Genomic DNA, 23,019 nt, shown 5'->3' on the forward strand with positions numbered 1-23,019 from the left:
CTCTATCCACAGGCCCTCTAATCCTATTCGGCAATCTTAATTACAATGATTCATTCAATAGGTCAGCCAGAATATCGTTCTGGTTGGCCTATTTTTTATTTTGAGAACCATCCCGAAAGGATAACATGGCTATCTGTATTTCGATTGTGGATAACAACAATGATTATGATGCGTTAAACTAAAACTCTAACCCAGCACTGAATACTATATGTGGATATCATTTGTGCATAAGTGTCTACATATGGATGAGAGCTGTGTATAAGTCATGGCTCGTGTCCTATTCTGCAAAAAGAAAACTTGCAACGAAGTGTTTAGTACTATATAGTTCTAAATATGATAAATCAAACATCAAGCTCAGGTTCTGCCAAACCGAGAAGTGCCAATCCGGTCAACCGGACCAAGGCGGTCGAAGTGGCAGCGCAGTTATTTTTGCGTCAGGGATACAGCTATGTCAGCATGGATGAAGTTGTGCGGGCGAGCGGGGTGTCCAAGTCCAATATTTATTATCATTTTAAAAATAAGGAGGAACTGCTTCAGGCAGTGGTACAACACTGGATTGCCCAGTATGAGTCACAAGTCTATATATTGCTCAGTCAGCGGGAAAGAAGCGTCGAAGAGCGCGTTAACTCATTTATAGCCACGTTATCGGCAGGCATTGAAGGACGCAATTTCGAAGGCAGTTGTCCTTTTATAACGCTCTATATGCAGACACCCGCAAGTGCCCCCGACGTGAAGGCCAGTATCTCCCGATTCTTCCGGGAATTGCAGCCTATGATCGAGAAGCTGTTTCAGCAGGGAGTGGACAGTGGAGAATTCCGTAAAGGCATGGATGCAGGGGCGGTTTCTTCGCTGTTTGTCGCAGCATTAGAAGGATCTCTGGTTCTGGCTGAGACTGCACGGGATACCGGGATTATAGAACAATCCGCACGTACATTTTGTCAGATGCTTCGTTAAGCGAAGCTCTTTTTTTGGATTTAATTAGTACTAATTAGTTCTAATTAGGAGGAGAGAATAATGAACGTGAATTCTACATACTTAAAAGCAACTGACCAGGTACATACCCATAAGGTGGGCTCAATGGCTGCATCCATTATTTTTATGACAGGTAGCACCGGATTTATTGGCAAGGAAGCAGTAAAGCAGCTGGTGGATGAAAATCTGCAATTGCTACTGCTTGTCCGTTCAGAATCCAAAGCCAGGCAGGGCCTGACTTCATATGGAGTATCGGATTTCAGCAGAATCACGTTTGTACAAGGAGACTTATCGGTGGAGGGACTTGGTCTTACTGCAGCAGATCGTAGGCGCGTGCTGGAAGCAAACGTCATTATTCATGCTGGAGGAACGATGGACGTCACCTTGGAGCGTAAAGTGGCGGAACAGATATTCATGAATGGAGCACGAGAGGTTGCCGGGCTGGCTGAAGAGATTCAGCAGATAAAAGGTCTGAGGCATTTCATTCACGTCGTTGGATTCATGAGTCCCTATGGCCTGCGTAATGAGAAAGGTGAAGACATACCCACTGGCAAGGTGGCCCCGAATGAAAGTGCATATGAAGAAATGAAGTTCCACGCCGATCTGTACCTTCGTGAGCATGCTGTAAAGAATCAGTATCCATTGTCCGTTGTAAACCCAAGCACAGTCGTTGGACCGCGCCCCACAGGTGAGACTGAGCAAACAGGCGGTATCGGGCTGCTCATCCAGGCGATGCAAAAAAGACTTATGCCGATTGTACCTGGAGGTTCGTCTTATTGGTTACCGTTAGTGGAGAATGATGTGGTTGGGCGGACTCTGGTCTTCCTGACCAAAGAGGCGTTCCCAAAAGGCGGGACCTATCCGCTTCTGGCACTCAAGGAAACCAGTCCCAATATGAAGGAACTTCTTCATCTTCTTGCGAAGCAGCTGGACGTGCCGAAGCCCAAATGGACTGTACCCTTATCCTGGATGCAATTCGCAATGAGATCAGGAGGGGCGCGGATCAGCGGTGTCCCTGCGGAATCGATTTCCTTTATTACAGACAGAATATGGCATGTGGAAGAGACGGAAGATTTATTTAAACGTATGGGTCAAACATGGCCCGATATCCGGGAGCAGCTTCCGTCCGTTACGGCGGATCTGGATTATCGCCTGAGCCTTCAACCTTACGAAAATCTGTCTTCTGGTTGGATCCGAACCCGGATAGGGAATTTGGCAGCGCTTGGCTGGAAGGGCGAAGGTGAACCGTGGCTAATTGTGCATGGAATGCTGAATTGTGCGGATGAAATGCTTCCTTTGGGAGAGCAGCTCCATCAGCTGACTGGAAACCCGGTTTGGCTTGTCGACCTGGCAGGGTTCGGACGTTCGGCTGTGCACCAAGGAGAGGAGGCTTTTGACGGCCAGGTGGATGAACTGCTTACAGTCATTGGCGAGTTTGAAGGCCCGATGAAGCTGGTAGGCCATTCCATAGGTGCTGCGATTGCATCCGCGGCGTTGCAGCGCAGCGGACGAACGGATATCCGCCTTGGCTTGCTTCAGCCCGTTGCTCACAATACGAATCCAAACATGCTGCGGTGGATTTCCCGCTTGCCCAGAGGAATAATGCGTACCCTCCTCAGCCGAAGGTCGGAAAAAAGCTGGCGGCACATGTTAAATCCACACAGCACTCAAGCGGAAGGAAGCATTACGGCATCTGCACTGGCTGGAAGAATCAGGTCCAGTCTGCAGTCCCCCCGAATAGCGGGAGCACATGCCGACTTGCTACGATGGGTTTACTCCGGCAAAATAAAAGGCAGCACCTCCACTTCTGGGGGGAGCACGTGGAATCGGGCAGACATCGCCAATAGTACATTGGTGGTATGGGCTTGCGGAGATACGGAATATCACTACCCTGAGGAGTTGAATCCACAGTGTAAACGAATTGACGTCCCTTATGGACACTACTTTCCGGTCTTCCAATACCAGGAAACGGCAGCAACTCTCGCCAAATGGGCGGAACCGAAATATTGATTTCAAATTTCAGTCCGAGGTGGGAATGTGCATGATTCCCCTACAGATTGTCTAAAGACCTCATCAAGCCTTTAGAATTACAAAGGGTTTTACCAATGACAGGAGAGATTAGTGAAATGAATCAGCAGCGTGTGGAAATCAGTAAAAATGTATTAACCGAATGTCTGGGGCTACGTGAGGGAGAGAATCTCGTGGTTGTGGCAGACGATGCCAAAAGGGAACTCGCAGAATCCATTTATGAAGCGGGGAAAGCACTTGGGGCGGAATCCGTGCTGTTAATTATGGCAGAACGCAGCAGATCCGGGGAAGAACCGCCTGCACCAATTGCACAAGCCATGATTCAAGCTGATGTAGCCGTATGTGTGACAAGATACTCCTTAACCCATACACAGGCCCGGAAACAGGCCGCTGCATCAGGTACACGTGTCGCAACCATGCCTGGCATGACAGAGGATATGTTCATGAATGGTGCCATTACAGCGGAATATCCGCAAGTGAAGGCACTGACCGAGAAGGTTACCGCTTTATTAACTGAGGGCAGCCAGGTCCGGATTGAAAAGGAAGGGCACAGTCTGTCCTTTTCCATCAAGGGTCGAAGCGGAGTACCCAGCACTGGAATGTATCTGAACCCTGGTGAATCCGGGAATTTGCCTTCAGGAGAGGCCTACATTGCGCCGGTTGAAGGGATAGGTGCGGGCAGTATTGTCGTAGACGGATCTGTTGCAGGAATTGGAGCACTCCGTGAACCAATGACTTTGAAGGTAGAAGAAGGGCGGCTAGTTTCGGCTGAGGGTCCGGATGGACAGCAGCTGCTGTCGATGCTTGGCGAAGGGGGTGGCCGTTATCTCGGTGAATTTGGTATTGGCACCAATAATAAGGCGCGAATTACGGGAGTCGTTCTGGAAGATGAGAAGGTGTATGGAACGATCCACGTTGCCTTTGGCAGTAACAACACCTTCGGAGGGACGATTGCGGCAGGAGTGCATATCGATGCAGTAGTACAGAAACCTGATGTCTATATTGATGACAAGTTGATTATGAGACAAGGGGAACTGGTTAATTAATTGGATAAAGACTGCTGCAATCCACAGTGTGTCCACAATGAGGGATAAATGAAGTAGGTGTTTAAGGTTTTACGTGAGATTTACAAACAAGTACACAACATGTCCACATCAAATTGTTGTATATCCACATACTTATGCCCATTTATCCACAAACTGTGTGCAATATGTGCACAACTTATCCACAAACAGGGTATAACTTAGACTTTTTCGTGTGAATTTCACTCTCTTTAACCAATCTGGATAGTTATCCACAGTGTCACGTGCAAAAAAGACCAGAGATTTGGCATATAGCCAATCTCTGGTCTTTTTAATGTAGTTTACATTCGTTAGTTTACTTTTAGCGATCTTATTTATCTTCCGTATTGAAACGACTGACTGGGCATTATTTTTCATGGCAAGCAGGGCTTGATTGTTTTAAGAGCAAAGAAATAGGCGAGAGCCGCCAAAATCAGTGAAGCTCTAAATATTTCGTGGAAAATAGCCGATACACCAAGTAACCTTTAAAAGTGAGAGGGTATGGGGACAACTATGAATGAGGAAGCTCAAGTTCAATACATTAATTTTACGGTTGGAGATCAGTTTTTCGCGCTTCGCATTGAGGAAGTACATGAAATTATCAGAATGATTCCCGTGACAACTGTTCCGTTCGGCAGTCCGGAGATCAGAGGCTTTGGGTCTTTGTACGGCAAGGTGGTTTCCGTCGTTAGTCTGCGGGTTCTGCTGGGCATGCCGGATAAAGATGACGATGCTTCTACGCGTATTATTGTCGTGCCGTATAAAGGAGGATATGTGCCTCTGATTGTGGACACGGTGGATTCTGTGGTGACCTACGATCGGTTTGAAGAACCTGCGGAAGAGCATAAGCGTTTCATGACTGGGGTATTCAAAGAGATTGGACATGCCCCGGATCATACGGCGGGAATTTTAAACCTGGAAGTATTGTTGGGCATGCTGACAAGTTTAGGTGAATAAATCGTTTGGTGTCATTTTAGCAGCAGGTGAGTACCTGCACAAAATCCTAATGTTCCTAATCCCATTCAGGGGAGAAGGAACATTTTTTTTATGCGGATTGAAGTGATCAGGAGCGTATCAGGAGCGTACCGGGAGATGAATAAAGCAATTTTTGTGCGTAAAGGTTTTTAAATCCGGACATTTTCGTATATGATGGAGAGTAACAATGCGAAGGGATGACGGGAGACTGTAATGATGCAATCGCTGTATGGAGTATGGCTTGGTGACGTATTTTTTTGTTTTTCCGGTGAAACATCGGAGCCGCGTGTGGATGCGTGGACCCACGTGGTAAGGAGGCTGAATTTTGGCGACGGAGGTCGTCTGTTTCAGCCTGCCGCTCTTCGCCTAGCGGAGCTGCGCTGGCCCAATCCGATGCGTAATGCTGCGGAAGCCAAGGGTACGAAGCGGCGCCAATTGCTTGGACGGACGCTGGAAGGGCTTGCGATCTCGCCCAAAGATACATTTAAACTGCTGCTCCATTGGGATGACAGCATATTGAAGGCCGCAGGGATTCAGGCAGGTGAGGAGATTCGCTACTGGATAAAAGCAGCACAGTTCACACAGGAGCTGCTGCTGCGCGGAGAGATTGCTCCTTCTGCCGAATTTGCTGCCAAGACTGGGGCGCGGCGACGGACGGGACAAGAAACGCTGACAGGGGTATGGCGACCTCGTCTGACTCAGGAAGCAGATGTGGAACGTTTCCGCGAACTGGCGGAAGCCATGCCGCCAATCGGTTTGTCTGCACCAGGTGCATACGCTTCCTCCGAGCCGGAATCGCGGGAGGAGGCAGGTGCTGCTGTCCTGTTTTCATTCATGAGCGGCATGATTCATGCTGTCGTGACAGGAGAACTGGAAGGGATGGACAGTGACTTGTCAAGATACCGCACCCCGTTTCGGCGCGGATCTTCTCCTGCAGCCGAACTGTGGTGGAACAGCCTGATCTCGATGTTCCGTCCCGTGACTGTACAGGGGCCGACGGAGGAAATGGCAGAGCTGATCGAGACATTGCGAGAAGCAGGGGGCACAGGGATGCCCGTAATCGGCAGTGAGGAAACTGCCCCTGCCGAAGGCGAACTGAAGCTGGTGCTTCGGCTTGAACCGCCTCTTGGCGAGCATGAAACGTTGTGGGGCATCACCTTTTGGGCAGATAGTGCACAGGAGGCTGGTCTGAGATTGCCTGCACGAACCATTTGGGCTCATCCGGATCGGGACCTGGATCGGGGGAAGGTGCGCTACGTATCCGCAGCAGAGCAGCTGCTCATGGCCCTCGGTCAGGCCAGTGAATTGGCACCTGAACTGGAGATAGCACTGCTTCAACCCCGCCCGGAAGGGATAAAATTGGAGCAGCAGTCCTTTTTTGAGTTTTTGACTCACGCGGTGCCGCGTTTGCAGAAGGCAGGAATAACCGTACTTATGCCATCCCGCTGGAGTCGTGCGGGCAGGCGTAGAGCGGGGCTGCGTTTGCAGATGCTCAATCGTGGCACGGAACGGGCGCCTGGCGCTCCGAATGCACTGGGGATGGAACAACTGGTTGCCTTCAAGGCAGAACCGATGCTGGACGGCAAACCTGTTACAGCGGAGGAGCTCGCTGCGTTAGCCGAAGCTTCGGTGCCTTATGTGATGTTCCGGGGCGAATGGATCGAAGTTGATACGAAGGAGATTCGCCAGGTTCTGCGTTATATGAAAAAAGAAGAAGAACAATATATGCCGTTATCCGAATGGCTTCATCTGGCTGCGGAGGAAGGCGAGGATGCAGCCTGGAAGGGATTATCCGTCTTTGGTGCGGAATCCGAAGGTCTGCTCTCCTTCCTGCTGGACGGTCAGGTGCTTCGCAGTATCGAACCGCGGCAAGTGCCCGCAGAGCTGCACGGGGAACTCCGGCCATATCAGGAGCGCGGCTATCAATGGTTGTCTGCGATGCGTGAGCTTGGCTTCGGAGTTTGCCTCGCGGATGATATGGGTCTCGGGAAGACGATTCAGGTGATCACGTGCCTGCTGGACCTGAAACATGAGGAACAGCAGGCAGCGGCGGAAGAATCACGTGAAAATGAAATGTATGGTTCAGGTAATCCATTGGAGCCTGGCGAGATTGTACCTGCAGAGGCCGTCAACTTGCCGGCACTCATCGTCTGTCCCACTTCTCTTCTTGGCAACTGGCAGCGTGAGCTCAAACGATTCGCACCAAATCTGTCTCTGTACATCCATCATGGGGGACAGCGGCTTCATGGCAGTGCATTTCAGGCTGAGGCACAGGCGCATGATATCGTGCTGACGACCTATCATCTGGCTGGCCGGGACGGACCTGACCTTGCCTCATTGCACTGGTCAACCGTGGTCCTTGATGAAGCGCAGTATATCAAAAACTATCGCACCAAGCAGGCTCAGAGCGTGATGCGATTATCGGCACCTCACCGGATTGCGATGACCGGTACACCGGTCGAAAACCGTTTGAGCGAGCTGTGGTCCATTTTCCAATTCCTCAATCCTGGTTACCTCGGAACGGCTTCATCGTTCCGCCAGCGATACACCGGAATGGGGACATCCGAAGAAAACAGCACATCCCTGCGGGAGCTTCACCGGCTTGTTTCGCCGTTCATGCTGCGCAGGCTCAAAAGTGATCCGGACATCCGTAAGGATCTGCCGGAGAAGCTGGAGCTGAAATCATACTGCTCGCTGACACCGGAACAGACGATTCTGTATCAACGTGTGGTGGATGACCTAATGGGTGGACTTGACGGCAGAAACGGCATTGCCCGCAAAGGGATTGTATTATCATCGCTCACCAAACTGAAGCAAATCTGCGACCATCCGGTACTTGCAGACAGCAGCCGCAAGGATCATGCGAAAGTCGAGGCATCTGGCAAAATGGAACGTTTGCTGGAATTGGTTGATGCGATCCGTGATAACGGAGAATCGGCACTCATTTTCACTCAATATGTGGCAATGGGCGAGCTGTTGGTATCGCGCCTTACGCAGCGTTATGAGGAAGAACCATATTTCCTGCATGGCGGCGTGTCCAAGGCACAGAGAGACGAGATGGTGGAGACATTCCAAAAGGGCGAGGGCCCATCACTATTCGTTCTATCCCTCCGGGCAGGTGGGGTAGGTCTGAATCTGACGCGTGCCAGCCATGTCATACACTATGATCGCTGGTGGAATCCCGCGGTGGAGAATCAGGCAACGGACCGGGTGTTCCGAATTGGGCAGAATCGCAACGTGCAGGTTCACAAATTGATCTGCCAGGGTACGCTGGAGGAACGCATAGATGAGCTAATCGAGAGCAAGAAGGCACTTTCCGAACAGGTGGTTGGTTCCGGTGAGAACTGGCTGACCGAAATGTCGGATGATGAATTGCGCGGACTGATCTCGCTTCAGGGTGAGACGTGGTTATAAGCTTGACAAGTATATTGGTGGGCGATCATATGAGAAGGGGGAAGGTTATGAGCGAAAAGTGGAATGTGGAGCTGCATATGTCCCCCGGTGGATGGACAGCAGGGGTAAGTGAGGCTGCTGAAGCGCTTCAGAACGCATCAGCAGCCGCGGAGCAGGCAGGAACAGCCGCCAGCCTGTTCACGGTAACAGGTAAGCTGCCGCAGCTCAGCGAAGAAGCTCGCGAGGCCGTGCTGGTCCAGCTGCGCAAACGGCCGCTGGCCCTGTACGCGCTGCTGCGCGGCGGCCCAGCCCCGGCCGAGCTCGCGGGGCTGCTGCCCGAAGCGCTGGCCGCTGCGGCATGCACCTGCGGCCGCGCAGACTGCGCGCATGCTGCGGCTGCGGAGCACGCCATCGCTGCGCGTTTCGCGGCCGAGCCGCTGCTGGAGCTCGCGCACGCCGGCCTGCCGCGCGAAGCGCTGCTTGCCGGCGTGCTTGGATCATGGGCAGAGGAACTGGCCCATGATCCAAGCAGCGCGGGCCGCGCCGCGGAAACGGCGGGCCGCCCGCAGGCGCGGGGCGGCGAAGGCGGCGCTGCCGTCGGCGAGTGGATCGCCGAGGCTGCCGCAGACGGCGCCATGCACCAGCCAGGCCCCGGCTTCGGCGCGGTGCAGGTGCAGCTGGCGCAGCCGGGCAAGCCCCCGGCAACGCCGGAACTAGCCGCGCTGCTGCCGGGAGTACCCGTGGCAGCAGGTCTAACCATGATCCGCGAGCGTGTAGCTGCGCGGATCTGGCAGGCTGTCCAGAAGAAGAAGGACAGCCCGGCAACCAAATCATAACAGGCATGAGGCGGGGGAGATCTTGATCACCCTCGCTTATTTGTCTGTGTGAGATGGCCTTATGGCGAGCAGGATTGGAAAGGATATCAACCCTGACTTTAATCTGGATCTGCTGATTAAACGTTGGGATGATGCCCGAAATGTCCGAAAAACAGCCGTATAAGCCGTGCACCCTTCTTCACATGAAGGTTATACCCTGCCAGTGAGCCTTGGAGCGGTGGAGCTTCACTGTAATTTGATGTATACTGTCGCAGGGGATGAAATGCCCCGGAGCATATTTTATTTTTATCATGATTATATTGCGATAGGAGTTTTTTTAGATGAAATCACGAACAGGAAGACAGCGCCATATCGTGGTATTGCTGTCCTCGCTTATGATATGCGGAGCATTGCTGTCCGCCTGCCAGGATGGCTCGGGATCAGAGGAAAGTCAGGATCTGAACGCAGCAGGCAATACGCAGCAGGAAACGGACGGAACGACCGTTCATTTAACCGAGGAAACAGGGGATGACGGCGACAAGACAAACGGCAGCGAGACAGATCAGCCATCATCTGGTGAGAACGGGGATTCCGGCAATGCTTCTGCGGATGAAGAGCAGGACTCTTCAGATGCTGGCAATGGGACAGCTGCGGGTGACCCTCTGATGGAGAAGCGAAGCATCAGTGCGATGCAAAATACGATTGACAGTCAATCCGTTGTTACCAATGCAGAGTCCATGACGGTTATCGTGAACAAGCAGCGCAGCCTGCCGGAAGGCTATGAGCCAGACGATTTGGTAGAGCCGAATGTGCCATTTTCCTTCGATGGTCCTCACGAGAAGCGCCACATGCGGAAGGAAGCTGCAGAAGCGCTGGAGAAGCTGTTTGCAGGAGCTGAGGCGGACGGCATCGAGCTGCGCGCGGTGTCTGGATACCGTTCATATGAACGCCAGGTTTCCATCTATAACAACAATGTGCAGACCAAAGGACAAGAATATACAGATCGTGTGAGCTCTAAGCCGGGCAGAAGTGAACATCAGACGGGTCTTGCGATCGACGTATCCAGCCCGAGTGTAGGTAATGCCCTGGAAGAAGTGTTTGGCACCTCGAAAGAAGGCGAGTGGCTGGCAGAACATGCTGCAGACTATGGCTTCGTTATCCGCTATCTTAAGGGTGAGGAAGACATTACGGGTTACGTCTACGAGCCTTGGCACATCCGATACGTCGGAACCGACCTGGCACCCGATATTGCGAAAAGCGGATTGACCCTTGAAGAATACTTTGATGAGGCCGATATTAAACTGTAAGTCGGACGTACAGCATACTTAGATTTGTACATGAATGCCTTAATAAAACAAAAGTCCTGTAAACGTGGCTGGTCGCATAGCGGCTGGTTACGTACACGGGACTTTTTTCGTGCATTTATAACTTCAGATTACCTAATTTTTGGTATTCAGATTAAGCCCGGCCTGTTATAATGCAGAGATTATCGAGGAAAATGACAAGCAGAGTGAGGGAGGACACAATGAGTAAACAGCAGGTATTTACCGGTTCACCATGGGAACCGCTTGTGGGTTATTGCCGGGCCATCCGGGTAGGAAACCGGATAGAGGTGGCAGGAACGACAGCCATGCAGGACGGCGTTGTAGTGGGAGCGGGTGATCCATATGCTCAGACCAGATTTGTTTTGCAGACGATTGAGAAGGCGCTCAATGAACTGGGTGCAGACTTGTCGGACGTGATTAGAACCCGCATGTTCGTGACGGATATCTCCCGCTGGGAGGAAGTAGGCAAGGCCCATGGTGAATTCTTTGGCCAGATCCAGCCTGTAGCCACCATGGTTGAGGTAAGTGCACTCATTGATCCGCTGTTAATGGTTGAGATTGAAGCGGAAGCCATAATTGAAAGTGATCCAGAGGCCGAATAAACAAAGGCTACATAGCGAGAACGGAAAAATAACCTTATCCCATGTCTGTAAAAGAACAGACCGGGTAAGGTTATTTTTCAATTGGAACGTTATAGGTTTAATCGGTCTAATTTAATAAACCTGTGACAACTCCTGCTTATTGAAACGGTACAATCTCTGCACCCGAAGTATCCACGACCACTTTCCAGGCATTCCCGATCGGAGGCAGACTGCGAGTTAGCATCGGACTATAGAATCCAATGACTTTTGCGTCTTTCGTCAGTTCCTCTGCTTTGATGGCCTCACCTTTTTGATTGACCAGCTTGGTATCTTCCGAAATGTTGAGGATGACATGGTCAGGCGATGTTTCGGTCAGGCGGGAGCCAGAGATCTCGATCTGGGTCCCTTGATCCTTGGTAGTTGTTACATTTTCAATGGTACCCGAAGTACCCAGAACATCTTCCGATTTCGTAACGGATTCCTTAGTAACGGTATCCACAACAGTCACTTCGTAGGTCGGTGTTTGCGGTGGAAGGCTCATGGTCATGATTGGTGCGTGTACAGCTTCTACAGTCATGCCAATGGTCAGATCGGTAAGTGAAATCTCCTTGCCGTCAGCAGATTTGATAACGGTATCCTCACCCAGATTAAGCACCAGACCTTCAGTGCCTGTGCCACCAATATGAATGGAAGGATATTTGGTATCCGGGTTAATTCCTGTAATGACGCCGCGCTCAGTAACGTTTTTCACGTCCTCTTCACTGGAAATCGTAACTTGATTGCCAGTTGTTGTTACCTGGGTATGTAGCACCTGTTCTGCAAATGAAGCTGGTACGAACAACTTGCCATCGGTGATTTGAGGTGCTGTTCCCAAGGTAATCAGCATTTTATTAAACGAATATTGGTCTTTGTCTGCCATAACTAGTGTCCAGAAGTTTCCTTTGGTTAGCTCGGCCGACTTATTCTCCTTATTCCATTTCAGCTCAATGCCGAGTGCATCCGTAAGATCGCGCAGTGCGATCATGGCTTCCTTGCTGTCTTTGTTCCAATAGCCATCCGTGATCGCTGTGCCGTTGACAGTTACGTTTACGGATTTAGACAATGCACTATCTACAGCTACGGAGGTTGGACTGCTGGACTGGGTAGTATCCAGTGTCGCAGCGTATGCCGCTCCTCCACTTAGGGCCATGGACAGGACCATTAGGGCACTTACTTTTTTCATGTTGTTGTTCATTGTTGATCTTCCCTTCTAATCTTAGATAGTTCGCGGTAAACTCCTAATTAGGGCCGCGTTCATTCTTATAGACGGAACAAACCGTCCAAGTGTTGCAGCTGAACGATGAGTCATGTAAATGGCGTGTCAGATTATTATTTGTCCAATGTGAGAATTTCCGGGTTACAGGCAGCGGGATACGGTTAATTTCAGATGAGTGGTACACCTTTGCTCTGTTCTGTTCGCTTGGAAGTTTGAAAAAAACGCCATAACATTCAATGAGGAGAGGAATGGATCAGATGAGTGATATGTTGGTAACGCTCTATAATTTGCCGGAGCAGGAGAGTGGATTGAAAAGACTGGAGCAGTCCTCAATCGTAATCCGAAGAGCCATTGCCCCGGAGAAACAGCTTGTGCTGGATTGGGTTAGATCGCATTTTAGCCAGCCTTGGGTGGATGAGTGTGATGTCTCCTTTGCACGCCAGCCCATATCCTGTTATATTGCCCTCGAACACGGAAAAATAATAGGCTTCGCCTGTTATGAAGCGACATGCCGCAACTTCTTCGGTCCAACAGGAGTGAGCCAGGAGGCGCGGGGCAAAGGTGTAGGTACAGCTCTATTGCTGGCTTGCATGCACGCCATGAAGGCAGATGGATATGGCTATGCGATCATTGGATCGGCAGGACCAGTAGATTTTTATGCCCGGACGCTGGGTGCCGTGAAGATCGAAAATTCTACACCGGGTATTTACAGAGGCATGCTGCGGGCAGACTAGAGAGATCATGAAGCTTCCGGAAAAAGGAAGGGAGGACGAAGATGAGTACAAGTAAAATGCTGCACATCGGAATGATCGGCACCGGATCCATCTCGGATCTGCATATGAGGTGTTATGCCAAAAACGAGAACGCTGTCATTTATGCCATCTGTGATCTGAATGAACAGCGCGCAACAGCCGCAGCACAGAAATATGATGCACAGTCGGTCTATACCGATTACAGGGAAATGCTAAAGGACCCTCATGTGGATGCAGTCAGCATCTGTACATGGAACAATACACATGCCGAATTTGCCATTGCAGCCCTGGAGGCGGGCAAGCATGTGCTGCTGGAGAAGCCTGTGGCAACGAATGTGGAAGATGCATTACGAATTGAGGAGGCCGTGAAAAAAAGCGGCTGTACCTTCATCGTTGGATTTGTGCGGCGCTACGACAACAATATGCAGATGCTGCGGAAATTTATCGATGCAGGGGAGTTTGGTCAATTGTATTATGCCAAGGCATCCATACTTCGCCGTCTGGGCAATCCCGGAGGCTGGTTCGCGGACAAGAACCGCTCTGGTGGAGGTCCTCTGATTGATCTGGGCGTACATATCATCGACCAATGCTGGTATCTCATGGGCCGGCCGAAACCTGTTACGGTAAGTGGGAACACCTATCGGAAGCTGGGTAATCGTGCTCATATCGAAGACCTTTCTTTCTACAAGGCAGCGGATTACAGTTCTGCCGTGAATAACGTAGAAGATATGGCTAACGCACTGATTCGCTTCGAGAATGGAGCTTCGCTTGCTGTGGATGTAAGCTTTACTTTGCATGCTCGCGGGGAGGAGTCCTATGTCAAATTGTACGGTGAACGCGGCGGCTTCGAGCTCGAACCTGAGACATTGATTGTTACGGAAAAACACAACACCATCATGAATATCGAGCCGCAGACAGATCATACGGGGCTGCATATTCATAGTGCATTCCAGAATCAGATTGATCACTTTGTGGACTGCTGCTTAAATGGGACCGGACCAATCAGCCCGATTGCAGACGGGGTAGCTTCTACCAAGATGTTATGCGCAATCTATGAATCTGCTGAGAAAGGGCAGGAGATTCGTCTGGATTAATTTGATCGCAGCGTTTCATGGAGGGTTCCGACCACACAAAAGCATGCGGGTCCGCATTGTGCGGCATCGCATGCTTTTGACTGTGTCATTTGTTCATTGGAGAGTTCTCATACCCGGGGTCATCGTAATCTGTATCCTGCAGCCTTGGCAGCACATTCATGCTCTCAATCGCTTGCCGGGTATCAGGAGTTCCGTGGTCGTACAGGAAGCTGTACAGCAAGGTCATGCCATCCGAAAACTGTTCGGTTGCTTCGTCGTGATCTGCTGATTTGTAGGGTACAGGCGCGCGCTGCAGCGTATAGGCATCGTCGTCCTCCAGCACTTTCATCAAGTCTTTCAGCCGATTTAACTGTTCATCATCCACCACGACTTCAAATGGTGCTGATTCATTCTGAGTCTGTTCAATGAGGTTATGGGTTACGGATACAAAATAATGCTTTTTACTGTCCTGCATAATCCAACCTCCATTCTAAAATGGAAAAAAGACGCTTCTACTGTTAATAAACAGCAGTAAGCGCCCTGAAACGAGGATAGCCGTTCAACCGTGTCTATTCATAAGACTGCTCAATCACGATTCCCCATCCATTCCCTTTGCCCTCCAACCGCCCCTGTTCGAAAAAATCAATCCCCTCTACAGTAATGCAAACGGCAACCTGTTCAGGTTCATGGGTTACGGGGGTGGCAGCAATGAACCCTTTGTCCAACAGATAAGTGATGGCCCTGTGTTTCTCGATGTGATCTTGCTGATAGAATCTTTCTTTAGGTGCAATATAAGCAGGGTTTTCTGTGAACCAGATATCATAAAGCTCATGTAAAATATCATAGCGCTCTTGGATACGCTCTCTAATTGCCATCTCCAATTCCATAAGACACCTCTTTCGTTTCGATTAATCAGTATCATTTAACTTAAGTGTATATAGTAACAACACGGATTGAATCAAGATTGTTTCCATCCAGAAATTTATCTTGTCATCATGACATAAAAAAGCCTATCCACCAATAAACCATGGTGGATAGGCTTTGCTGCCAATCTGGCATTTTATCTAGATTTCATGCCGCTTAAGTAGCAGCTTATCGCCCTGTCCGTCCAGTTACAGGCACCTCGCGTGTTCCAGCTTCCATGGAACCTGAACACAGGGGGCATGGCGGCGGTCCGGCTGCAGCCCGTTTAGCTGTTTTTGCAGTAGGTACGGCGGGTTTCTGACGTAGCCATGCCTTACAGGTAGATGAACTGCATTTCCAGATCGCCACCGTCTCTGTGCGTTCAGAACGTCCTGAGGGCGATGATCCTGAACCGGGAGAAGATGAGGCAACCTGGCTTCCCTGACGAACACCTGTCGTGCTGAAGGCCTTATGGTTGCGAATTTGTCCGCTGCCACGACGTTCACTGAGGCGATCCTCGTCACGTTCGTTGTGAACGTCATGGTCACGATCGCTGTAGCTGATTGCACGACGATGTACCACATCCCGGCCCTCGGCACGAGTACCAGAGCGGGGAGATTGTCCACTTCCTTTGCCATACGAAGCTGAATGACCTGTTCGGCTATCGTCGCGCTCTTTACGTTTGTCTGGAACCTCAAGCCCGAAGGCTTCGAGCAAAAAGCGGGATACGTCTGCCGGTTTCCCGTGATGACTGGCCGGTGAAGTGACGTATAAGTACTTTTTCGCCCTTGTAATCGCAACATAAGCGAGCCGTCGTTCTTCTTCCAGAGCCATATCCAGCTCCGTATCGGTCTGTTGAACTGCAAGAGCTGCCTTTTGATCTTCAGGGATATCCTGCCGCAGGGCTGTACTGTGAGGCACAATGCCCTCGCTGGCACCGATCCAGTATACACATGGGAATTCAAGTCCCTTGGCCCGGTGGATGGTCATCAGCTGCACTGCATCGCTGTCCTGGGAGCGGCGCAGGGATTCCATTTCACGGTGTCTGCGGGAGAGCTCATCGGCAAACTCTATAAACGCTTCTACCGTTTCGAACTTTTTGGCTGCGGCTTCGAATTCGTCCAGTGTCTCCAGCATCGTTTCCTTGTAGTGGGTGAAGATGCTCGGATCGCCGCTTTCCATATATTTGTCGTAAAACTGGCGGCGCATCTCCTGGATGGCGATGACCGGTTTCATTTTGTGCAGCGACTTGATCAGCTTGATGCGTTCCTTGACCTGTTCCTGCTGGAAGGTCTTGAGCTTGTCCCATTTGGCCAGATGGATCAGTGGATACTTTTTGGCTTGCTGCTGTTCGCTGCGCTGAATCCACTCGAGCCCGGCATCACGGGATACGTAGAGCGGTCCAAGTGCACTTGGGAGAGCATCCACAGCGCGTGGATTCAGGGAGAGGCGCATATGATCCATCAGGGGCCTGATGAGGGACTGGTCGTAGAATACCGGGGAAGCCCCATGCTGAACAAACGGCACATCTTTTAATACCAGCTGCTCAAATACGGCCCGGCTGCTGCTGGCTGTTCGGTGCAGGATCGCAATATCGCGATAAGTGTGCAATCCTTCCTCAACCTGCTGACAGATCTGGTTCACGACCCAGGCTGCTTCCTCCTCTGCGTTCGAAGGCGTGGCGAAGCGTGGTGCGTCTCCGCGATGACCGGCTGCACGCAGCCGCTTATCCCGTCTCCGCTTGTTGCGGGCGACAAGTTCACTGCCAAGTCCAAGGATGCGTGCATCACTGCGGTAATTGATATCCAGCGTCACGATGCGTGCCCCGGGGTAAACTTTATCGAATTCAAGAATAGATTCCTGGCGTGCTCCATTGAACGTATAGATCGTCTGGTCATCGTCACCCACAACCATCAGGTTGCGATGGGCTGAAGCGAGCTTTTGCACAATTTCATACTGCAGTTTATTTGTATCCTGGAACTCATCGACCATAATGTACTGAAAACGCTGCTGAAGCGGCTTCAGCACGGCGGGGTCACGAAGCAGGGCTGCAGCCCGCAGCAAGATATCGTCGAAATCCATCTTGTTACGCTCTCGTTTCCAGTTCTCGTAACCGAGGAGGACCCGTTTGGCATCACGTTCCTCCTGCGATTTCTCGGGAAGGTCGGTCGTTTCGGAGCCCTGCATCTTCCAGGCAGACAGCATGGACAGCAGACTTTCGGGTTGGAAGGCCTCACTCATGCCGTATTGCCGCAGAAGCATTTTGATCACGGTATGCTGGGCACGTGGTTCCCCAAAGATTTCTTCCTGGACGCCGTAATGACGCAGCAGTGTCAGGGCGAAGGAATGGAATGTGCGAGCCTGTACCGCTCGTGCAGCTGCAGGACGAATACCTGGCAGTGATGCGATCCGGTCTTTCATCTCGGCAGCAGCCTTGTTGGTAAATGTCACGAGCAGGATACTGCCCGCATGAACGCCGCTGACTTCCATGAGATAACCGGCTCTGGCCGCCAGTACGGTCGTTTTCCCGCACCCGGCTCCGGCGAGTGTAAGCAGGGGACCTTTGCCGTGACGGACGGCTGATATTTGTGGCCCGTTCAGACGGATGCCTGCCTCTTCCAGTGAGCGGAAATAAGGCGCATCCTGATGGTCATCGCCCACGAGCTGCCGGCTGGTCTCCAGCGGAGCAGACGGGGACTGGGGCAGGGATGCCGCCGGAGTGACACCGAGCGGACGGGCGTAGAACGTTGAGTTCGGACTTAACATGTTTCATCCACCTCTGTATGCATTCAGGGATAGGACTATCCCGCTTAAAAGTAAACCATTTGCCCTTTTCACAATCACAATGTAAATTGGTATGATAGAGTTAGTCGCCTACATCGGCGGTTATGTCGGGCCAAAGCTTCATTATACCCGAACGTATGGTCCTGACGAAAGCCCCCGAATTCATCCAGCATCGGCAGAAAACGGGCACTCACGGGCGTATGCGCAACTTTTTGGCATGATATCGTATAAGTTATATACTATGAAAATTGAAAATTAAAGAACAAATTGCAGTTGAACCCGAAGAGTTCAACGTCTGACGGGACAGAGGAGGAGATGTCATGAAATTGCTTCAACGAATCAAGAACGGAGCGAACAAAGCAACGGAGCGTGCACAGCATGCTGTTGAGATTGGGAAATTAAACAATCAAATCGTGGGCTTGCAGCAGGAGCAGGAAGTCCATTTTACAGATATGGGTCGCATCTTCTATGAGGGCTACCGTGCACAGGATATGACGCGCGCCGAAAAAGAAATGGTTGATCTGTCACATCTGTGCGATGAACTGCAGGATGAGATTGATGGTTTGCGCAGCAAAATTGCCGAACTCAAAAATGAGCGGTTATGCGAATGCGGCCACGTTGCTTCACTGGATGCCAACTTCTGTCCGAAATGTGGACGTAAACTGGGTGAATTCAGATCCACTCCAACAACTTCAGGTCCGGCATCTGTGCGGCAAGAAGCGGCTGTGGCTCAAAGTGCGGAACGCCCTTTCTATGAGGAAACGACAACAATGCAAGACGAAGTGGATGAAACTGAACCCTATCATACGGTAATCCCGTCCATCGCAGATCTGGAGACCGAATCCGAATTCAACAGTGCCGAATTCACGCAGGAGGAGAAGGAGGCGTTTGATGCAGAATGGGAACGCCGCCGGGAAGAAGAGATGCTGCGCGAACGGGAAAGGCAGCAGGAACTCGATGAACGTATCCGTTACTGGAAAGAGAATAATCCGATCGTCAACACAGTTGACGTACAGACTGAAGTACCACGGGAGATGGTGAAATGCCAGATTTGTGCATCCGAGCTGCCTAAAGGCTCCAAATGGTGCCCACGCTGTGGTGCGGAACAGATCTGATGCAGTAGGACCACTGCCGCAGTAAGATAGGGCAGTGTGGTTGCTGACAGCATGGGGGGACGGGAATATGGACCAACTGCTGCATCATCTGAATCATCTTGGGTTTACCGAGATGGAATCCAAAATTATGGTGGAACTCGCGCGCCAAGGGTCAGCCTCCGGCTATGAGGTTGCGAAGCGCCTGGGCGTGTCCCGTTCCAATGTGTATTCCACCTTGCAGCGGCTCTCTCAGCGCGGATTTCTGCGCTGCAGTGCCGGAGAACCTGCGAAGTACAGTGTGCTGAAGCCTGAGGAGATGACTCAAATGATCTCCGGGCAGATGCGTGCTTCTCTTGAGTATGTACAGAGCAGCATGCCACAGCATGAACCTGAGAAGCCGGTCTTTTACAATATCGAAGGTGACAAAAACGTATTCGATAACCTTAGCCGTGAACTGGCTGATGCCAAGCATGAAATTGTCGTGGACATTTGGCGTGAGGAAGCCGAATTGCTGCATGATCTCCTGAAAAAGGCAGAGGATCGGGGAGTTAGGCTGTTATGGTCATGTGATGGTGGCGAGGGAATATTGGATCAGCCTGCACCATGGCCTGGGAATCCTCTGTATGGTAAAGGAAACGGGAGAAAGTTCTCCATTGTCGTTGATCGGCGTTGGTGCATGCTGGGGATGCGCGGGGAATCCTGTGCAACTCAGGCGGTTGTAACAGAACATCCCGTCATGACAGGATTGCTGCTCAATCATTTTGCACAGGAATTGGTACTGTACGAGCTGGAGCAGGATATGGGTGAGGAGCTGGAGTCCCGCTATGGACGCCGCTTTGAACAGCTGTCCGCACGTTATTGGTCTGTTCCTGCGGCAGGAGATCAGGGCTGAGCAAAGGATGCTGGGGATCTCACCTGGTTCGCTGGAACAGAGTAAACATCCGGACACTCGAAGACTAAAACAGAGCAGGCGCTGCCATGAAGGCAGACGTCTGTTTTGTGTTTTGAAGTAAGTCAGTGATGTTCATCACGGCACCGCTGTCCTGTTGAGTTAGAGTTAAGGTATGAAGTCATATCAATTTTGAGAAACTGGAGTTATAAGTACAGGACTCAATTTTGAGTAAAGAATGAATCAGGCTTTGGGCACGTGATATAGAGCTTCGAGTACGCCGGTGTAATACTCTGTCCCATGGGGCACGAACTCCGAAGCATGGATTGTGCGAGTATGACGTTCCGGAGTGGGAGATGAAGTATTCAGGGTAGAAGTCTGTTCCGCATTTACTCCAGTGGCCTGAATCGTATCCGTTTCACCACGAAACAAGGCAAGCAGATCTTGCAGAGGTGCTTCATATAGGCTGTGCACTTCACTGGCCTGCAGGGTGTAAGCCTCGAGCGGCTGGTTGAGACATAGGCCGTATACCGAGCTGAATTCCCGGTCCATAAATGGTACACCTCGAACCTCGCCTTGCAGCTGCTGCTTGGCAGTGAGCAGGTAAGACAGGGATTCAAATGGAGCATGGACGCCCAGTTCTTCCTCCAGTTCACGACTTGCCTCCTCAAGCTGCTCACCCGCAGTGAGATGTCCCGCTGCTGTAATGTCGTAACAACCCGGGAAGGTATCCTTGATATCACGGCGACGCTGAAAAAGAACCATCCGCTGATGACCGTCGTCACGCACGATCCAGCAGTGGAATGATCGGTGCCAATAGCCTTTGGCATGCACCACGCTACGGAGCTCTGTGCCGATCCAATTTTGCTGATCATCATAAATGTCGAAACGTTCTGGGGTCATGATACGTATCTCCTTATATAGCAAGTTTTAAAGTTCAAAATTTCACAAAGTATGTTTTTAAATGAAAGGGGAACGAACGTATGGAATGCATTGTACACTTTCAGGTTATTTATCCGCAACCACAGGAACGTAAAAGTCTAAGAGGACTTATTTTTGTCGGGCAAGGTCAGGAACCGGCTAACAACCAGCTGACGACCATGTTTAAGGATATGGGATTCAATGTACGCCTTGAAGATGAAGCGCAATTGCTGTTCAAACCCGTAGATGCTTCGGCCAACTTTGAATATATTCGGGTAACCGAACTCGATACCGGGGAAGAAGTATACAAGGAAGATAAGGATCTGAAGTCGATTCTGGAGCATTTGCTGCCACGCCGATTCTAGTCTAGTCCGTAAGGAATGTAATACGAGAGGATAAGTTTCTGCAGCCTTCATTTGCTCTTGGTCATAATAAAAAAAGGCCCCACCTCTAAGGTGAGACCTTTCATGTCGGAGCGGTTTCCTTACATAAAAAGGGTCTAAACAGGAGTAAACCTGTTGATTATGCGGGAGCGCCGCTGCCTTCTGCCTCCAGCTCTGAAGTACAGTGTGAACAGCGGGTCGCTGCAGCCGGTATTTCGGATAGACAGTACTTGCAAGCCTTGGTTGTTTTTTTCGGCTCGGGCTTTTTGTGCTCTTTGCTTTTAATATAATTGACGCCCTTGACGAGCATGAAAATGCAAAATGCAACAATGAGGAAATCAATGAGGATGTTGATAAATTGCCCGTAGGCGATGACTGTAGCGCCTGCCTCATTGGCTTGAGCCAATGTTGTAATTTCCTGACCGCTTGCAGTAGTCATATCCCGATCGAGATTAATGATTTTCTGACTGAAATCAATGCCTCCAAGCAGCTTTCCGACAGGGGGCATGATGATATCATTCACGAGGGATGTGACGATTTTACCAAAAGCAGCCCCGATGATGACACCGACTGCCAGGTCAATCACGTTGCCGCGTACGGCGAATTCCTTAAATTCCTTAAGTATGCCTTTCATCTCTGCAATCTCCTTTAATCAATAAATTCATAGTTTAGGCCGCGCATCCGTTATCATATTGTACAAAAAAAACACGCTCCAATCACCCCCTGTCTACAGATTAAGACATGTTTTCACAATTTCCATGAAAATACTTCTTTATTTCACGCCGCCAATTCGGTATACTTCTAACATTGTCAGTTACGTTTACACTTTTATATTCAGGTTCGCGATCATATATTGTAACGAATCTTGGAGCCAAAAATGAATTAAATATGCCGTTACTCGTATATGTGCAGGAATAGGCCTGCATGTCTCTACCCGATCACCGGAATGATCGGACTACGGGAAAGATCTGCATGATCGCTATGATTGGGCAACCTTATACAGGCAATGACTGAAGTTTTAAGCCTAGGGGTTACCATATTCGGATGTCCATTATATCCATGCGTACATGCAGCATTCAATACGGCTTGTCCTGATAAGTACAAGTCCGTCTTTTCCCGTCTCCGGTTTTTCCGCAGCGTGTGAAAAGGCGGGCTTTTTGCTTTTTTACCATCGGAGATGGACATGCTGGCTGGCTGTATAGAGGGCACACAGGGGGAAGAATCACGATGCAATTGTTAAAAGACAAAGTGAGACAGGAAGGAATCGTCCTGTCCGAGCAAGTACTCAAAGTGGATTCATTCCTGAATCACCAGATGGACCCGGTTCTCATGAAGGAAGTAGGCAAGGAATTCATCCGCCGGTTCGACGGAGAGAACATTACGCGGGTGCTTACCATTGAATCGTCCGGGATTGCGCCGGGCATCATGACTGCACTGGAACTGAATGTGCCGCTGATTTTTGCACGGAAGCAGAAGTCGCTCACACTCACAGAAGACATTCTGGTTGAGAAGGTGTACTCATTCACCAAGCAGGAAACGAATGAAATTACGGTAGCCAAGAAGTTCATGCAACCTGGCGATCGTGTGCTGATCATTGATGATTTTCTGGCGAATGGTGAGGCGGCCTTTGGTCTGGCGCGCATCGTTGAGCAGGTCGGAGCTGAAGTGGTCGGTATCGGAATTGTCATAGAGAAGGCATTCCAGCCGGGAGGCCGCTTGCTGCAAGAAGCTGGATACCGCGTGGAATCGCTGGTTCGCATTGGGGCCCTGTCGGATGGACAGGTCACATTTGCGGATGAGGAGGGCTCGAACTAA

Annotated in this window: 20 protein-coding genes and 1 riboswitch; of the genes, 14 read left to right on the forward strand and 6 right to left on the reverse strand. The window is 50.6% G+C overall.

What is annotated here, in order from left to right:
* Window positions 1-333: 333 nt before the first annotated feature.
* The 8 genes from CHI14_RS23590 to CHI14_RS23625 all read left to right on the forward strand — a co-directional run bounded on the left by CHI14_RS23590 (window position 334) and on the right by CHI14_RS23625 (window position 11,171).
* Entirely contained in the window at window positions 334-954 is a 621-nt protein-coding gene (locus tag CHI14_RS23590; protein ID WP_095291848.1) for a TetR/AcrR family transcriptional regulator, read from the forward strand.
* 60 nt (window positions 955-1,014) lie between these two features.
* Complete coding sequence (locus tag CHI14_RS23595) at window positions 1,015-2,982, forward strand: alpha/beta fold hydrolase (protein WP_095291850.1); 1,968 nt, start codon at window positions 1,015-1,017, stop codon at window positions 2,980-2,982.
* A 116-nt stretch (window positions 2,983-3,098) separates the two neighbouring features.
* Window positions 3,099-4,046 (forward strand): aminopeptidase, encoded by a 948-nt coding sequence (locus tag CHI14_RS23600; RefSeq protein ID WP_095291852.1) that lies wholly within the window; start codon window positions 3,099-3,101, stop codon window positions 4,044-4,046.
* A 528-nt stretch (window positions 4,047-4,574) separates the two neighbouring features.
* Window positions 4,575-5,018 carry a chemotaxis protein CheW gene (locus CHI14_RS23605; protein WP_170948253.1) on the forward strand — a complete coding sequence of 148 codons (444 nt, stop codon included), beginning with the start codon at window positions 4,575-4,577 and terminating at the stop codon, window positions 5,016-5,018.
* A 231-nt stretch (window positions 5,019-5,249) separates the two neighbouring features.
* Window positions 5,250-8,450, forward strand: coding sequence for a DEAD/DEAH box helicase (locus tag CHI14_RS23610; protein ID WP_095291856.1), 3,201 nt, complete (start codon window positions 5,250-5,252; stop codon window positions 8,448-8,450).
* Window positions 8,451-8,497: 47 nt separating this feature from the next.
* Window positions 8,498-9,265 carry a hypothetical protein gene (locus tag CHI14_RS23615; protein WP_095291858.1) on the forward strand — a complete coding sequence of 256 codons (768 nt, stop codon included), beginning with the start codon at window positions 8,498-8,500 and terminating at the stop codon, window positions 9,263-9,265.
* A 320-nt stretch (window positions 9,266-9,585) separates the two neighbouring features.
* Window positions 9,586-10,551 (forward strand): M15 family metallopeptidase, encoded by a 966-nt coding sequence (locus CHI14_RS23620; protein ID WP_095291861.1) that lies wholly within the window; start codon window positions 9,586-9,588, stop codon window positions 10,549-10,551.
* A 218-nt stretch (window positions 10,552-10,769) separates the two neighbouring features.
* Entirely contained in the window at window positions 10,770-11,171 is a 402-nt protein-coding gene (locus CHI14_RS23625; protein ID WP_095291863.1) for a RidA family protein, read from the forward strand.
* A gap of 136 nt (window positions 11,172-11,307) precedes the next feature.
* Here the strand turns inward: CHI14_RS23625 and CHI14_RS23630 are convergent, their stop codons facing one another.
* Window positions 11,308-12,372, reverse strand: coding sequence for a copper amine oxidase N-terminal domain-containing protein (locus tag CHI14_RS23630; protein WP_170948254.1), 1,065 nt, complete (start codon window positions 12,370-12,372; stop codon window positions 11,308-11,310).
* A 290-nt stretch (window positions 12,373-12,662) separates the two neighbouring features.
* Here CHI14_RS23630 and CHI14_RS23635 point away from each other — a divergent pair, with 290 nt between their 5' ends.
* Window positions 12,663-13,139, forward strand: a complete 477-nt coding sequence (locus CHI14_RS23635; protein WP_095291909.1) for a GNAT family N-acetyltransferase — start codon at window positions 12,663-12,665, stop codon at window positions 13,137-13,139.
* A gap of 41 nt (window positions 13,140-13,180) precedes the next feature.
* Complete coding sequence (locus CHI14_RS23640; protein ID WP_095291865.1) at window positions 13,181-14,251, forward strand: Gfo/Idh/MocA family protein; 1,071 nt, start codon at window positions 13,181-13,183, stop codon at window positions 14,249-14,251.
* Window positions 14,252-14,336: 85 nt separating this feature from the next.
* Here CHI14_RS23640 and CHI14_RS23645 read toward each other — a convergent pair whose 3' ends face one another.
* The 3 genes from CHI14_RS23645 to CHI14_RS23655 all read right to left on the reverse strand — a co-directional run bounded on the left by CHI14_RS23645 (window position 14,337) and on the right by CHI14_RS23655 (window position 17,899).
* A complete protein-coding gene (locus CHI14_RS23645; protein WP_095291866.1) occupies window positions 14,337-14,705 on the reverse strand; it encodes a hypothetical protein in 369 nt (122 codons plus the stop codon).
* Between the two features lie 94 nt (window positions 14,706-14,799).
* The gene (locus CHI14_RS23650; RefSeq protein WP_095291868.1) at window positions 14,800-15,117 is read right to left on the reverse strand and encodes a hypothetical protein; all 318 of its coding nucleotides are present in this window, start codon (window positions 15,115-15,117) and stop codon (window positions 14,800-14,802) included.
* Between the two features lie 205 nt (window positions 15,118-15,322).
* On the reverse strand, window positions 15,323-17,899 hold the full coding sequence (locus tag CHI14_RS23655; protein ID WP_095291869.1) for a UvrD-helicase domain-containing protein: 2,577 nt from the start codon (window positions 17,897-17,899) through the stop codon (window positions 15,323-15,325).
* 338 nt (window positions 17,900-18,237) lie between these two features.
* Here CHI14_RS23655 and CHI14_RS23660 point away from each other — a divergent pair, with 338 nt between their 5' ends.
* Together CHI14_RS23660 and CHI14_RS23665 are read left to right on the forward strand one after the other, a co-directional pair.
* Window positions 18,238-19,032 (forward strand): zinc ribbon domain-containing protein, encoded by a 795-nt coding sequence (locus CHI14_RS23660; RefSeq protein ID WP_095291872.1) that lies wholly within the window; start codon window positions 18,238-18,240, stop codon window positions 19,030-19,032.
* Between the two features lie 67 nt (window positions 19,033-19,099).
* The gene (locus CHI14_RS23665) at window positions 19,100-19,903 is read left to right on the forward strand and encodes a TrmB family transcriptional regulator (protein WP_095291875.1); all 804 of its coding nucleotides are present in this window, start codon (window positions 19,100-19,102) and stop codon (window positions 19,901-19,903) included.
* 240 nt (window positions 19,904-20,143) lie between these two features.
* Here the strand turns inward: CHI14_RS23665 and CHI14_RS23670 are convergent, their stop codons facing one another.
* Window positions 20,144-20,803 (reverse strand): NUDIX hydrolase, encoded by a 660-nt coding sequence (locus tag CHI14_RS23670; protein WP_095291877.1) that lies wholly within the window; start codon window positions 20,801-20,803, stop codon window positions 20,144-20,146.
* 80 nt (window positions 20,804-20,883) lie between these two features.
* Between CHI14_RS23670 and CHI14_RS23675 the strand changes: the two genes are divergently transcribed.
* Window positions 20,884-21,186, forward strand: a complete 303-nt coding sequence (locus tag CHI14_RS23675; RefSeq protein WP_095291879.1) for a hypothetical protein — start codon at window positions 20,884-20,886, stop codon at window positions 21,184-21,186.
* A gap of 157 nt (window positions 21,187-21,343) precedes the next feature.
* Here CHI14_RS23675 and mscL read toward each other — a convergent pair whose 3' ends face one another.
* On the reverse strand, window positions 21,344-21,838 hold the full coding sequence (gene mscL / locus CHI14_RS23680) for a large conductance mechanosensitive channel protein MscL (RefSeq protein ID WP_095291881.1): 495 nt from the start codon (window positions 21,836-21,838) through the stop codon (window positions 21,344-21,346).
* Between the two features lie 244 nt (window positions 21,839-22,082).
* A riboswitch (purine riboswitch) is annotated at window positions 22,083-22,182 on the forward strand.
* A 249-nt stretch (window positions 22,183-22,431) separates the two neighbouring features.
* Here mscL and CHI14_RS23685 point away from each other — a divergent pair.
* Window positions 22,432-23,019 (forward strand): xanthine phosphoribosyltransferase, encoded by a 588-nt coding sequence (locus CHI14_RS23685; RefSeq protein WP_095291883.1) that lies wholly within the window; start codon window positions 22,432-22,434, stop codon window positions 23,017-23,019.

Source organism: Paenibacillus sp. 7516 (genome assembly GCF_002272715.1).
In the GTDB taxonomy this organism is placed as follows: domain Bacteria; phylum Bacillota; class Bacilli; order Paenibacillales; family Paenibacillaceae; genus Paenibacillus; species Paenibacillus illinoisensis_A.